The organism is Chryseobacterium lactis (assembly GCF_003815875.1).
Taxonomy (GTDB): domain Bacteria; phylum Bacteroidota; class Bacteroidia; order Flavobacteriales; family Weeksellaceae; genus Chryseobacterium; species Chryseobacterium lactis.
Window position 1 is genome coordinate 4170495 of the sequence record NZ_CP033924.1, and the last position, 14705, is coordinate 4185199.

Below are 14705 nucleotides of genomic sequence, written 5' to 3' on the forward strand. Positions count from 1 at the left end.
AAATAGGTTAGCTTCACAAAATTATATGACACCTACAAACATTGTCATTCTGGAGGAATCCAGACTGCAGAATTTATAAATTCGTTGCAACAAAAGAAAAAATATTTTATTCCATCTTTTTCAAAACCTTTTCAAACGTATTCACGTTTCTACTGGTCAGCTGATCTTTAAGGCTTTTCTTGCCCAACACCTTTCCAAAAGCAGAATCAAGAGTATTTCCTTTAGGTACCTGCCAATAAAATATATCGTCAACAATTTCAGCCTTTTCATTTTCAGCTTGTGCGGCTTTTTGAAATTCTGCCATTAATACTTTTTCTACGCCTTGAACTCCAACAAAAGCATAGATATGGTGGTGATCATTCCTCTCAAAAGGAATACTATTCCAAAATGTTTGTGTCTCTTCTTTAGATTTAATAAACAAAAAAGCTTCGTAAGAAAAGTGATCCGACATTGCCTTTTCCAGAATGAGCTTTAAGTTTTCAGCATTTTTGTCTGAAGAGAAAATAATATTTCCGGAAGCCAGTATTGAACTGACCTCTGTCATTCCGGCGTCTTTAAAAACCTGACAGACATCTGCCATTTTCATATTCGTTCCTTTTACGTTGACACCACGGAGAAAAGCACAGTATTTCATGAGTTTGAAAGATTTGAGTTTGAGAGTTAGTGAGTATTAGAGTGAGAGAATTCCTGGAGAACCATTTCTGACTTTAATACTCTTTAGTTTTTTAATCAATTCTGATATATAGATTATAGTCTGTTCCCGAAGGTTTTAAATGGTAGATTTTTTCCAGAATTTTATTGTCGCTATTCAGGTGATCTTTTACCCTAAATTCCTTCAAAAGCTTATAATGACTTTGGTAATATAAAGCCTCAGCATTGGTGCCTTCATATAAATTTTTATAGGAAAGAAGATATTTAGGCTTTCTGTTTTTTACAGTATTGATCCAATAATTCTTTTTATCTTTTTTGATCTCTCCCTGAATTTGCTTGTCCACCAGTCCAACCTCATCAATCGTTTTTAATCCTGAAAAATAAGGAACATAGCCCGCAGGTTCCAGTAAGATCCATTGATTTTTATCTTTTTCATAGGTATTTAAAAATAATCCGATCGTTCTGCGATAGTTCCATTCTCCGTTTCCTGTTGCTATAGAATGAATAGTTTGAAAAGCCATCATCGGAAGAATATACAATACAATTAATAATGACAACCATAAGTTTCGCTTCACTTTCTGCTCTAATACAAAGATAAGGACAGGTACAAAAAGAAGAAGTTGGGGAACCCAGTAATACCAGTCAAACAAGCTTTTTTGAGAGATAAAAACAATTTGCTTTGCCCATCCGAACATAAAGATAATCCACAGGAAATAATTCCTGTTTTGTCTCTGTCTCACCAGATAAATGAAACAAAGCAATTCAAAAATCAATACAATAATTGTTACCGGATTAAAGTTTCCAGGTACTTTTAACATCCCCCAGAAGTTTCCAAAACTTACCAGAAAATAATTAACATTTTGCTGAAATGTAAAACTTTGCTCATATAATAATTTCTTCGCTGTAATGGTATTATTAACCAACTCTCCGAAATAGAACCAGTTAAAGGCTACCGTACACAAAACACCCAGAATCCCACCAAAAATATAGTTCCATCTGATCTTTCTGTTCCAGAATACATCTACAAGAAATATAATTCCAAGGAAAATAACCGTATCAATTCTTGTAAACATAATTAAAACCGGCAGAAGAGTCAATACCCATTTTTTTCCTTTATGAAAGCCATAATATAATAGAATCATCTCCAGGAAAAACAGAATTCCATATTCCATTCCAAGGATAGAAATTTTAATTGCAGGGGGAAGAATTCCTATTAAAAATATAAAAATAGCTTTATGCCAGGGATTTTTAAGTACCAAATGAGAAAGAAGCAGCGTCCCTATGGTAAAAAGAATGGAATTGAAAATTAAAAGTGGTTCAATAAAATGTTCTTTACCAAAAACAAGATTGAAAAGATAAGACACAAAAACATACAGATGTGTGGTAGAAGCTGAGATTTTGGTATCTCCGTTAAAGCCTATCACTCCGTAGTCTAATAGGTTCTGAGCAACTCTCCAGGTAATGAATGCATCTTCCTGAATATAATGCGTCAATAAAAAAAGAAGTTTAAAAACAACCGTAACAATTACGGCATAGATTGGGAACTTGCTGGTGTTTGTTTCGGCCATTATGCATTTTTAGTTCCACAAATATAATCTTAAAATTCAGGATTCCCAATAACAAAAAAACGGAACCGAAGTTCCGTTTTTAAAGTATTTTATTGTGTTGCTTTGATAATCGCAGAGGTGATCTGATTTTCCTTTTCTTTCGAATATGTCGTATCAAAAGGTTCCATGACATCAAATAAGTACTGATAGAAAGGAGTGATTTTCTGAACCTCTTCAGATTCTTTCATCGCTTTTTCTTTGCCCATTTGCTGCAGATCCTTTACAAAAGCATTGAACTTTTTATCAATCGGCTCTATGGATTTTACCAGATAAGCGTAGGCTTTTTCTTTCTGTCCGATTCTTGTATAAGCATCTGTAACAGCAGAAACGACAAGAGAATATTCCATTGGTTTCGTTCTGATCTGTCTTCTCAGGTAGCTCTGATCTGCTTTAGAAAGACTTAAGTAGTAGTCGTATTCTTCAAAAATTCCTTTTTTAAGAACTTCTGCCAACTGCAATCCTTTCTGCTCCTGACCTGCAATGATATATCCTGATACAATAGAACTTAATGAACGTGGATCATTATATTTTTCAGCAGGAATTTCTTTTGCCGCAAGATCTAATAGTTCCACTGCTTTAGCTTTCTGACCATTCATTGCCAATGCCGCCGCTGCTCTGCTTGCTGACATTCTGTAGCTGATAATATTTGAAGTAGCCGTTTCATCAAAGTGAGAATTTAAATCTTTAAAGTTCCCCCATCTGAAGTTTTTCACCACATTATAAAGAGAATTCGCATCTACTCTTCCCATATCACCATCAGGAGTCTGAGGAGTATGTACCGGGATCAATCTGTAGCTGAAACCATCAAACTGAAGATATTCGTTAAGATAGAAAATATTTTCACTGTCATAGATTCCTCCTGAAGAGAAATTGATAGGACGCTTCCAGTCAAAATTTGCCAATAGATCCAATAAGATCAGGTTATTTTTGTAAAGCGTATTTCCTTTATAAGTAATCATAATCTGATTCACAACATTCGGAAGATCCGATTGGTTGATGATTCCTGCTTTTAATGCATTTTCTTTATTTACAGGAAGAATGAACTTGTTTACCGGAAGAATATTATATTTTTCATATTTCTCTTCTCCGAAATACATTTTCAAAAGTTCGTCTTTTTCAGGAGATTTGAATTTAATAAAGTTAATTGCTTCTTTTAATGTTAAAGAATCCTGAGTCAGATATTTTCTGAATGACTGGAATTGAGTTTCCGGAGCTCCCTGTTCTTTCAACATAGAGAAAACACCTTCCCAATCTTCTTTCTTCATCATATAGATCTGATCATTTACACCATCTCTGTAATCTTCGTGAGTCAATTGACTTGGAATTCCCTTGGCATTGTATGTTCTTCTCTTTACCTGATCTAAGTTCCAAGGTGTTGAAGCAAGTGTGAAGTTAACCACCTTTACATCATCTCTGAATCTTTCTGTTTCCTGGATCGCCCAAACCGGATAGGTATCATTATCTCCGTAAACGAATAAAATACCATCCTTCGGTAATGATTTTAACACAGAATATGCATAGTCATACGCAGTATATCTGTTACTTCTGTCATGTACGTTATAATTCTGGAATCCCATCATAAAAGGAACTCCTAATAAAACAACGCCTAACCCGATATTGGCTCCGTTGGATTTTATCTTAGATTGTAAGAACCATAAAATCGCTCCGGCTCCCAGTCCGATCCAGATCGCAAATGCATAGAATGAACCTACCATCGCATAATCTCTTTCTCTTGGCTCAAAAGGTTTTACCCCGGTGTAGAAAATAATTCCGACACTGGTTATAATGAATAAAGATAATAATGCGTAGAATCTTCCGAAGTCTCTGTTCAGTTGGAAAAAGAATCCAATCAATCCTAAAATTAATGGAAGGAAGAAGAATTTTACCGTACTTTCATTTTTAAACTTAGCAGGCATTTTGTCCTGATTTCCAACAATAACGTTGTCGATAAAAGGAATACCTGAAATCCAGTTTCCTTTTGTACTTTCCATATTTCCTTCAAGATCGTTCTGTCTTCCCACGAAGTTCCACATCAGATATCTTACAAAATAGTATCCGTTCTGGAAAGAAATAAAATAATCCATATTCTGAAGCAATGAAGGCTTCTGAACATTGATCAGGTTATAAGGTTTTACTTTTAAATAATCTGCAGCCGTAATTGACTTATCTTCATATTTTGTTCTCAGCTCATCAAATATTTGCTTAGCCTGTGGGTTGTCTGCCACATCTTCATTACCATAATTGAATGTAAAATCAGGAGCTCCGTACATTGAAATGTAGTTTGCCATTACATCTTTATCCTCATTAAACATTCTAGGCATTAAGCTTACCTGAGACTTATTGAATACATAATTGAATCGGTCTCCGGTTTTTCTATAGGTGCCGGTTTTTTCATCTTTCTCATAGATTTCGCCGGTTTTTTGAGTCTTAAAGCTTCCGTCTTCGTTCTTTTGAATTCCGTTTGCATCAAGGAAAGCAGTATAGTTTTGTCCGTAAATTGTAGGCCAGTCTCCATACTGTTCTCTGTTATAATAATCCAGCATCCCGATAGCGGTATCCGGATCATTAAGGTTCATCGGCGGATTAGCATTTGCTCTGATCGGAATTACCATCCAACAAGAGAAACCAATAATCATATACACCAATGATAAAGCAATCGTTTGATACAAATTCTTTTTTGCTTTTCGTGCATATCTGATGATGAAATAGCAGATTGCTGCCATTAGAATAAATGCCACAATAGTTCCTGAATGGAAAGGAAGTCCCATTCCGTTGACGAAGAAAATCTCCAATTTTCCGAACAGGGTCATAATAACCGGGAAAACAATTTTGAAAACCATAATCAAAATTCCCAGTGTAATAAGGTTTGCCCAGATAAAGTTTTTCCAGGTAAACTTATAATTTCTTGCATAATATACCAGACATACTGCCGGAGTTGCCAGCATACACATCATGTGTACCCCTACAGAAAGTCCTAAAATAAAGAAAATAAGAATAATCCATCTCTCACTGTCCGCCGCCTGATACTCGTTTTCCCATTTTGTGATCAACCAGACCAAAAGAGCGATAAACATTGAAGCCATAGAATAAACCTCACCTTCCACTGCCGAGAACCAGAAGGTATCTGAGAACGTGAAGCAAAGTGCTCCTACTGCTCCGGCAAACAAAATAGAGATTTCCTGATGTTTTGTAATTTCTTCAAAATCTTTGTTTAAAAGTCTTCTCACAAAATGAGTGATCGTCCAAAACAAAAATAAAATAGTCAGCGCACTGAACAATGCAGACATCGCATTGATCACGATGGAGTAATTTTCGCCTTTCCCTAATGCAAACATGGCCGCCACGGCGCCCACAATCTGGAATAATGCAGCTCCTGGAGCATGCGTCACTTCGAGTTTAACTGCAGAAGAAATGTACTCGCCACAATCCCAAAAACTGAAATTGGGTTCTATAGTGGACAAGTACGTGAAAAACGCAATGACGAAAATCACCCATCCTGAAACGGTGTTCCATTGCCTAAAAGTCCAATTTTTCATAGTATTAAATCAATTATGCGAAAATAGGGCTTTTATATTATTTTATGTTGTTTTTAACAAATTTTAAAAAAATGGCGTGGTATTTGCGATTATACTCGTGCTAAAACTGTAAACAGGAAAATAAGTTTTTGTAAAACGAAGCCCTAGAAATCAAACAAAAGTTTAGTAATTATTTATTTTTTTGTATTTTTGCAGTCAGATTTTTATTGAAAATAACAAATAATGAGTAATGTTTACGATAATATTCTTGGCCTAATTGGAGAGACTCCTATGGTGAAGCTAAATACTGTTACAAAAGATATTCCAGCAACCGTATATGCCAAGTTAGAATCATATAATCCTGGACATTCCACCAAAGATAGAATCGCTCTTCATATTATAGAAAACGCAGAGGAAAAAGGCTTATTAAAGGAAGGCTCTGTAGTTGTAGAAACTACTTCCGGAAACACTGGGTTCTCTATTGCAATGGTATGTATCATTAAAGGATATAAATGTATTCTCGCGGTAAGCGACAAAACGAAGCCTGAGAAAATTGCCTATTTGAAGGCATTGGGCGCTACCGTATATATATGTCCGGCGAATGTACCAGCGGATGATCCCAGATCATACTATGAAGTGGCTAAAAGAATCGCTCAGGAAACCCCGAATTCCATTTACATTAACCAGTACTTTAATGAGCTGAATATTGATGCGCATTATAAGACTACAGGCCCGGAAATCTGGGAGCAGACACAAGGTAAGATCACTCACCTTTTTGCATGTACAGGAACAGGAGGTACTTTATCAGGTTCAGCGAAGTTTTTGAAGGAAAAAAATCCGGATATTAAGATTATCGGAGTAGATGCAGACGGATCGATATTAAAAAGCTACCACGAAACAGGAGAAATCCATAAGGAAGATGTACATCCTTATCAGATTGAAGGAATGGGAAAAAACCTGATCCCTTCTGCCCTTCTTTTCGATAAGGTAGATGAGTTTGTAAGAGTGAATGATGAAATGGCGGCCTACAGAACCCGCGAGATTGCTTTGAAAGAAGCTATCATGGGAGGTTATACTACCGGTGCTGTAACACAGGGATTAATGCAATATGCACAATCTCATGAGCTGACCGAAAATGATCTTATTGTTTTAATATATCCTGACCACGGTTCAAGATACATCACTAAAGTATACAGTGATAAATGGATGGCCGAGCAAGGATTTGTTAACAATTGCGTTCACAATTATGACGAAGTTTTCAAAACGGAGTTTATCAAATAATAACAAATAAATCACGATATAAATAAAGCCTTTTGCGTGTTCTACAAGAAAGGCTTTTTTAATTAAAAATTACGATACAATGTTGGATATTTTTGAAAGAATAAAAGAAAATCCAGGACCACTTGGACAATTTGCAGATTATGGAGAAGGATATTTTATTTTCCCAAGATTAGAGGGTCCTATCGGCCCTAGAATGCAATTTCAGGGTAGAGAAGTAATTTTCTGGAGTGCCAATGACTATTTAGGATTGTGTAATCATCCTGAAGTAATAGAAGCGGATGCCAAGGCGGCGGCAGAATACGGAATGTTCTATCCAATGGGAGCAAGGGCAATGTCCGGAGAAACAGATCAGCACCTTCAGTTGGAAAGAGAACTGGCAGACTTCGTACAAAAAGAATCAGCATATTTATTGAATTTCGGTTACCAGGGAATGGTTTCTACCATTGATGCTTTAGTAAGCCGAAATGATGTAATCGTTTATGATATGGACTCTCACGCTTGTATCGTTGATGGAGTAAGACTTCATTCCGGTAAAAGATTTACCTACAAGCACAACGATATGGAGAGCCTTGAAAAAAACCTTCAGAGAGCAACCAAAGTAGCTCAAGAAACTGGCGGAGGTATTCTTGTGATTACGGAAGGAGTTTTCGGGATGAGAGGACAGCAGGGAAAAATCAAAGAAATTTGTGACCTTAAATCAAAATACCAGTTCAGACTTTTGGTAGATGATGCACACGGATTCGGAACCCTTGGTAAAACAGGTGCCGGTGTTGGTGAAGAGCAGGACTGTAATGATCAGATCGATGTATACTTCTCTACTTTTGCTAAGTCAATGGCCGGTTTCGGAGCATTCCTTGCGGGAGATAAAGAAATCATCAGATATCTGAAATTTAACTTAAGATCGCAAATTTTTGCGAAATCTCTTACTATGCCAATGGTAATCGGAGGCTTAAAAAGGCTAGAATTGTTGAGATCAAAACCAGAAATTAAAGCCAAACTTTGGGAGAACGTTGAAAAACTACAGAGCGGACTTAAAGAAAGAGGGTTCAACATTGGTGATACCAATACTTGTGTAACTCCGGTAATGATGCAGGGTACTCCTGTAGAAGCTACTCTTCTGGTAAAAGATTTAAGAGAAAACTATGGGATCTTTACTTCAGTAGTCGTCTACCCGGTTATTCCAAAGGGAATGATCCTGTTAAGGTTAATTCCTACAGCCTCTCATACGGATGCGGAAATTAATGAAACTCTCGCAGCGTTTGAAGGTATTCATGACAAATTAGTAAGTGGTTACTATAAAGAGCAGGAACAATTATTACTGCAGGAGCAGGGATTAAGTTTTAAACCGATTTAATCATAACAATAAAAAAACCACTGATACTGATTCAGTGGTTTTTTGTTTAAAAACTATAAAAGCTATAAAAACGAAATGAAACTCAGAGGCTATTTATTGGGAATTCTGTCTGCTGTCTCTTATGGACTGATTCCAATTTTTATTCTGCCTATCAAACAGGCGCATTTTTCAGTAGATGTTACCTTATTTTACAGATTTTTCTTCTCAGCTTTAATGGTGGGCGGATACCTTCTGTATTCTAAAGAAAGTTTTAAAGTCAATAAAAAGGAAGCTTTTATATTGGCTGTTTTGGGAACCTGCTACGCATTGTCTTCAGAATTTTTATTCTTGGGCTACGATTTGCTGACGCCTGGAATTGCTTCTACAGTTTTATTTATTTATCCGGTTATTGTCGCACTGATTCTATTTTTTATTTATAAAGAAAAATTGACCAAGTTATCGGTAGCTTCTCTACTCCTTGCTTTTGCGGGAGTTATTGTTTTATGTTTAAAAGGAAATAGTCTTGAAATTAATTTTGCAGGATTAGGAATTGTAATGCTCAGTTCTTTGTTTTATGCCCTTTATATCATTATCGTTAATAAGTCAAATCTCAAAGTTTCCGGATTTAAGCTTTCTTTTTATTCTATGCTTTTTACTTCTTTATTTTTTATGGTAAAGACTAATGTATCGGGGGAATCTCTGGCAATTCCATCCTTATCCATATTTACAAATTTTCTCATTTTTGCTTTTCTGACTACCGTTATTTCCAGCCTGTGTCTCGTGTATGCAATCAAGTACATTGGATCTACTCCTACTGCAATTTTAGGAGCGTTGGAGCCTGTAGTTGCGGTACTGGTAAGTGTATTGATGTTTCATGAAAAGTTTACCGCCAATCTATCAATAGGAATTACGCTGATTCTATTGGGTGTAACTCTTAACGTAATTGGAGGACGTAAGACAATTACACATGCTTAAAACCAGCGTAGTCCCATTTAATTTAATTTTATTATTTTAAAGTTTTGATTTTGCTTCTGAAAGACTTACTGTTTTTCCAAGTGCTCCAAATTCATGTAAATCGCCAAACACTTCTATACGGATTGACTGATCAATCCCTCCTATCCTTAAAGGATCAAAGCCCGCGTTGTTAATAACATTTTCAATATCATTGTTAATTGATGAATCATCGGAGGCATAAAATAAAACCGCTTTTTCAGGACTTTTATTCGAAGCTCCCGCAAGACTTCCTGCTCCTAGAGTTCCGAATGCTTTTACCAATTTGGCTCCTTTCGGCAGAATCACTTTATTAAGTTCGCCGGCAGATTCTTTTTCTCCGATAATTTTTTTAAATCCACCATTTCCATCAGGAGTAATAGGATTGGATACATCAACGATAATCTTGTCTTTCAAAGTATTTCCGTGCTCGTTAAAGAAATCTTTGAAAGCACCAAACCAGATTGCAGGGATAATGATCTCCGCAGTTTCAATAGCCTGACTGATATTCATACTCTCAGCCAGCCCACCGGACTGCTCTGCAAACAGATCCGATTCTTCCTTATTTCTTGAGGCAACAATTACCTGATGATTATTGTTTGTCAAATCCTGAGCAATTGCCTTTCCAATATTTCCAAGGCCAATTACAGCTACTTTTTTTTCTGTTTCCATTTCTTTGATTTTTAATATTTATCTATTTCAAATTTAGGAAGAAAGTATCTTGAAAAACGGCAAACAAGTTTAAGAAATCATCTTGACATTTGGTAAGGAAAACTATTAAACAAGTTTAATTTTCACAATAATAAAACCTATTTTTTTACTCTTTTTTGCCTGATTTTACTTAGGAATTGAGGGGTAATTCCAAGGTAAGAAGAAATTTGTGTATTAGGAAGACGATTGGCAAGCTGTGGATATTGTTTTAGAAAAAAATCATATTTTTCTTCTCCTGTAGCACTGATGTTTTGCAATACCCTATTTTGAAGTTCAATAAATTTATTTTCAATAATGACCCTGAAGTTTCTGTCAAATTTTGGATAATAGGTATAAAGATACCAAAGGTCATTTTTCTCAATCTGCAATACAATGGAATTCTCCAAGGCAATAATATATAACTTACTGGGTTTCTTATTATGAAAACTGTCTATATCTACAATCCAATCGTTTTCTGAAGCAAACTGAAGATTATGCTCCTCGCCATTGTTATCTATACTGTACATTTTAAGGCATCCGGAAACAACAAAGGTATAATATTGACATATTTCATTCTCTTGCAGAATAAATTGCTTCCGTTTAATCCTTCTTTCTGTAATTCGCTCATCCAAAGCTTCAATTTCTTCTTTTGAAAGGGGAATGAAACTCTTAAAATAGCTGACAAGGGGTACTATTTCTTTTGGCATTACTTATAAAATCTATAAGACAATATATCAAAAAAATGAATATATACATGTAAGCATAAGTTGATATTTAGTTTTTAACTATAAAATTATATTCTGCCCTGTATTGATAATAGTATCAAGGGTCCTGTTTATAATCAGATCAAAAAATTTTTTTCTGAAAAAACTTTAGAATAACTTTGCAAAAAATTTCTGTTGAAAGATCTGCTTCTTATTACTCCGCCTTTTACTCAGCTCAATACTCCATATCCTGCCACTGCCTATATTAAAGGATTTTTAAATACCAAAAATATTTCCAGCTATCAGGTCGATTTGGGTATAGATGTTATTTTGGAATTATTTTCCAAAAAGGGCATTGAGAAGGTTTTTAACAAACAGATTGATCTTCAGAATGTTTCTGAAAACGCTCAAAGAATTTTTGCACTCAGAGCAGAATATATAAAAACTATTGATCAGGTTATTCCCTTTTTGCAGGGCAAAACGCCTACGCTGGCAAGACAGATCTGTAGTATGAATTTCCTCCCTGAAGCTTCCCGTTTCAACCAGCTGGATGATATGGAATTTGCTTTCGGAAATATGGGATTACAGGATAAAGCTAAACATTTGGCAACTTTATATCTGGAAGATTTATCAGATTATATTGTTGAAAACGTGGATGCCGATTTTGGTTTCAGCCGATATGCTGAGCGTCTGGGCAAAAGTGCCAATTCCTTTGATGAGTTATATTTAAAATTGTCTGGCCCGGAAACATTTATTGACGGGTTCACTTTAGAAATTTTAAGAGAAAAAATAGAACTTATCCAACCCAGGTTGGTGTGTTTTTCTATCCCATTTCCAGGAAATTTATATTCCGGTTTTAGGTCTGCTCAATTTATAAAGAAAAATTTTCCTCACATTAAAATCGCCATGGGCGGAGGTTTTCCGAATACGGAATTAAGAGAAATTAAAGACCAGCGGGTATTTGAATTTTTTGATTTTATTACATTAGATGATGGAGAAGTTCCACTCGAACTTCTTTGCGAAAATGTACTTCATCCTCGAGAAAATCCGGAGTATAAAAGAACATTTTTAATTGAAAATAAAGAAGTTGTTTATAAAAATAATTCTAAAAAACACGACTATAAGCAAGCCGATATCGGTACACCAGACTACACCGATTTAAAACTGGACGAATATATTTCCGTCATCGAAATTGCCAATCCAATGCACAGTTTGTGGAGTGATGGCAGATGGAATAAGCTGACAATGGCTCACGGATGCTACTGGGGAAAATGTACTTTCTGTGATATTTCTTTAGATTATATTAAAATCTATGAACCTATCTCTGCCAAAATTCTGGTAGATAGAATGGAAGAACTGATCAGAACTACCGGAGAAACCGGCTTCCATTTTGTAGATGAGGCAGCACCACCTGCATTGATGAGAGAGGTTGCATTGGAAATCCTTCGTAGAAATCTGGTGGTTACCTGGTGGACAAATATTCGTTTTGAGAAAAGCTTCACTCAGGATTTATGCTATTTGCTAAAACTATCCGGATGCGTTGCCGTTTCAGGAGGACTTGAGGTGGCCAGTGACAGGTTGTTAAAATTAATAGACAAAGGAGTTTCTGTAGAACAGGTTGCCAAAGTTACGAGAAATTTTACGGAAGCTGGAATTATGGTTCATGCTTATCTGATGTATGGTTATCCAACCCAAACAGTGCAGGAAACGGTAGATTCATTAGAAATGATTCGCCAGATGTTTGAGATGGGAATTCTTCAAAGCGGATTCTGGCATCAGTTTGCCATGACTGCCCATTCACCTGTCGGCATAAGTCCGGAAGATTTTGGAGTGACTCCAATCAAGCAGGAAATTCTGTTTGCCAACAACGATATAGATTTTAAAGATCAAACAGGAATCGATCATAACAAATTCAGTTTCGGATTGAAAAAGTCTCTTTTCAATTATATGCATGGAGTTAATTTTGAAATGCCACTTCAGGAATGGTTTGATTTTAAAATTCCAAGAACGACCATTCATCCCGATTATATTCATGACTGTCTTTTGGAAGATCATCAATTTACCTTTAAAGGAAACTCAAAAGTTGTTTTTTTAACCAAAAACGTAATCGCTGAGAATCGCGTAAAAAATAAAAAGAAATATTCTGGTACGTATACACATCTTACATTCCACTTAAAAACCAATATTGTGAAGGTTGAGCTGGAACAGGAGAAAGCAGAATGGCTGATGAACATGCTGGAAGAAAACTCTATAGAAAACCAGAAAAAACCTACAGTTCAACAACTTAAGACTCAGTTTGAAGAGAATTTTGAAGATTTTGAGTTATTTTGGTTTTCAAAACCAATGCAGCAATTGAAGGAAAATGGAGTTATTTTGAGTTTATAAAATTATTTACTTTTTCTCAAGGATTTTTAAAATCATAGCATTTTTTCAAAATATTATAAAAATAGGGCAACATTTACTATTCCAAAAGAATATCCACTTTAAAAATTCGTTTAAATTGGATTTCTGCAGGATGACAAATCTTGTTGATATCATATAGATAGTGAAGGTAATTTTTTTTGTCATTCCGATAGGAATCTCAACATCTATTACAATGCTATTTCTACATTTTTACGAAATGAAGGCTAGATTAACAAATAAAAAAACTCTGGAACTAATGTCCGGAGTTTTATGTTTCGGCTAAAGCCAATGGAACGTATTTTTTGCATGAACGGGCTAAAGCTCGTTCCTATTGATATTTAGTGGGGTTGCTCTTTAACAACCGGTCCTACGGAAACCTTTTCCTGTATTTTAATAAAAGTAGGATCCATAATGGCCATCCTTTCAGCAATCGCTTTATAGGTTGGAAATTTCAAAATAGATGCTCTTCCTGACATTTCCTTGTAAATGGTAAACGTCTTTCCTCCTGCAGTTTTCAATTGTTTCGTCGTTGTGATATACCTTCCGATAAGTTTGCTTTTCGCATCATAGATTTCAATATCAATCGGGGATTTGTCCATAATGGTGTCTTCTGAACCGAAACTTACCGGCAGATTGGTAAAATATCCCACGGGAACACCGTTGCTCAATATCTCACCCACTTTATTGACTTCAATATTAAGTTTATCCAGTTTAGTCTTTATTGTATAACCTTCTTTTGTTTTGCTATCCAGTTTTCTTTTGGGTGCATTAGCAAAAAGGTCATCAAGATTTTTCACATTGATTCCTTTATTATCAATGATTTTAAGGCCTTTCACAGAGGTATAAACTGCTGACTTTTCTTCACCCGAAAATGCAGATGGCGAAATATAATCCATCTCAATTATTTTATCCCTGTTATATACCCTATTGATTTGTATATAGCTATCTCTCACTGAATCGACTACACTCTTATCTATAAATTTTATAGTATACAGTGGAGTTTCCTTTAAATCCATAAATGTGTATTCACTGGATTTGTTGGAGATTTTTGCAACCGGGATTCCTTCTAAATTAATAATCCCTCTTTTGGTTTTAATGCTCTGAGCATTGAGGGACATTCCCAGAACTGTAAAGAATATGATTATACTTTTCTTCATAGAATCAGACTTTTACATAAATAAAAAAAGTGTAACACAAAGTTACACTTTCTTGAAAATATATTTAGCTTTTCATTTAATTATTCACAAAGGATAATTCCTTTATTATGATTAAATTCTACAACACCGCTTTTGATAGCATAAGCAAAAACAGAGTCTTTTCCAGCTTCTTTGGTAAAGTTTTTAGCAAAAGCTTCATCAATAGAATTAGCAAAAAGCTTTACATCACCTCCGATTAAAGAAGAAACAATTCCTGCGTGGTTTTTCATGATGTGAAATTCACCATTTTTACCAGGCAATAATACTGAATCTACTTCGCCTTCAAAAACTACGTATTCTGGTGTTAAAATTTTTATATTCATAGAAACAAATTT

The 14705-nt window shown here is 35.3% G+C and carries 11 protein-coding genes; 4 read left to right on the forward strand and 7 right to left on the reverse strand.

The genetic code is table 11. The features are described 5' to 3' along the window. Positions 1 to 106: 106 nt before the first annotated feature. The 3 genes from EG342_RS18500 to EG342_RS18510 all read right to left on the reverse strand — a co-directional run bounded on the left by EG342_RS18500 (position 107) and on the right by EG342_RS18510 (position 5794). Complete coding sequence (locus tag EG342_RS18500; RefSeq protein ID WP_103292330.1) at positions 107 to 634, reverse strand: DUF1697 domain-containing protein; 528 nt, start codon at positions 632 to 634, stop codon at positions 107 to 109. A 91-nt stretch (positions 635 to 725) separates the two neighbouring features. After that, positions 726 to 2219 carry a hypothetical protein gene (locus EG342_RS18505; protein ID WP_103292329.1) on the reverse strand — a complete coding sequence of 498 codons (1494 nt, stop codon included), beginning with the start codon at positions 2217 to 2219 and terminating at the stop codon, positions 726 to 728. An 89-nt stretch (positions 2220 to 2308) separates the two neighbouring features. Continuing rightward, positions 2309 to 5794, reverse strand: a complete 3486-nt coding sequence (locus EG342_RS18510) for a glycosyltransferase family 117 protein (protein ID WP_103292328.1) — start codon at positions 5792 to 5794, stop codon at positions 2309 to 2311. A 222-nt stretch (positions 5795 to 6016) separates the two neighbouring features. Between EG342_RS18510 and EG342_RS18515 the strand changes: the two genes are divergently transcribed. From EG342_RS18515 to EG342_RS18525, 3 genes are all read left to right on the forward strand, one after another. After that, complete coding sequence (locus EG342_RS18515; protein ID WP_103292327.1) at positions 6017 to 7054, forward strand: PLP-dependent cysteine synthase family protein; 1038 nt, start codon at positions 6017 to 6019, stop codon at positions 7052 to 7054. Positions 7055 to 7136: 82 nt separating this feature from the next. Beyond that, complete coding sequence (locus EG342_RS18520; RefSeq protein WP_185126911.1) at positions 7137 to 8408, forward strand: aminotransferase class I/II-fold pyridoxal phosphate-dependent enzyme; 1272 nt, start codon at positions 7137 to 7139, stop codon at positions 8406 to 8408. A 75-nt stretch (positions 8409 to 8483) separates the two neighbouring features. After that, positions 8484 to 9362 carry a DMT family transporter gene (locus tag EG342_RS18525; protein ID WP_103292325.1) on the forward strand — a complete coding sequence of 293 codons (879 nt, stop codon included), beginning with the start codon at positions 8484 to 8486 and terminating at the stop codon, positions 9360 to 9362. Between the two features lie 36 nt (positions 9363 to 9398). Here the strand turns inward: EG342_RS18525 and EG342_RS18530 are convergent, their stop codons facing one another. Together EG342_RS18530 and EG342_RS18535 are read right to left on the reverse strand one after the other, a co-directional pair. After that, positions 9399 to 10049 carry an NADPH-dependent F420 reductase gene (locus EG342_RS18530; RefSeq protein ID WP_103292324.1) on the reverse strand — a complete coding sequence of 217 codons (651 nt, stop codon included), beginning with the start codon at positions 10047 to 10049 and terminating at the stop codon, positions 9399 to 9401. A gap of 137 nt (positions 10050 to 10186) precedes the next feature. Next, a complete protein-coding gene (locus EG342_RS18535; RefSeq protein ID WP_103292323.1) occupies positions 10187 to 10774 on the reverse strand; it encodes a Crp/Fnr family transcriptional regulator in 588 nt (195 codons plus the stop codon). A gap of 192 nt (positions 10775 to 10966) precedes the next feature. Here EG342_RS18535 and EG342_RS18540 point away from each other — a divergent pair, with 192 nt between their 5' ends. Next, positions 10967 to 13156: a B12-binding domain-containing radical SAM protein gene (locus EG342_RS18540; protein WP_103292322.1), complete on the forward strand. Its 2190-nt coding sequence runs from the start codon at positions 10967 to 10969 to the stop codon at positions 13154 to 13156. A 356-nt stretch (positions 13157 to 13512) separates the two neighbouring features. On the opposite strand, the gene EG342_RS18545 is transcribed toward EG342_RS18540, so the two are convergent. Next, the gene (locus EG342_RS18545; RefSeq protein ID WP_103292321.1) at positions 13513 to 14331 is read right to left on the reverse strand and encodes a hypothetical protein; all 819 of its coding nucleotides are present in this window, start codon (positions 14329 to 14331) and stop codon (positions 13513 to 13515) included. 80 nt (positions 14332 to 14411) lie between these two features. Further along, positions 14412 to 14693, reverse strand: a complete 282-nt coding sequence (locus EG342_RS18550) for a FoF1 ATP synthase subunit delta/epsilon (protein ID WP_103292663.1) — start codon at positions 14691 to 14693, stop codon at positions 14412 to 14414. Positions 14694 to 14705 lie beyond the last annotated feature (12 nt).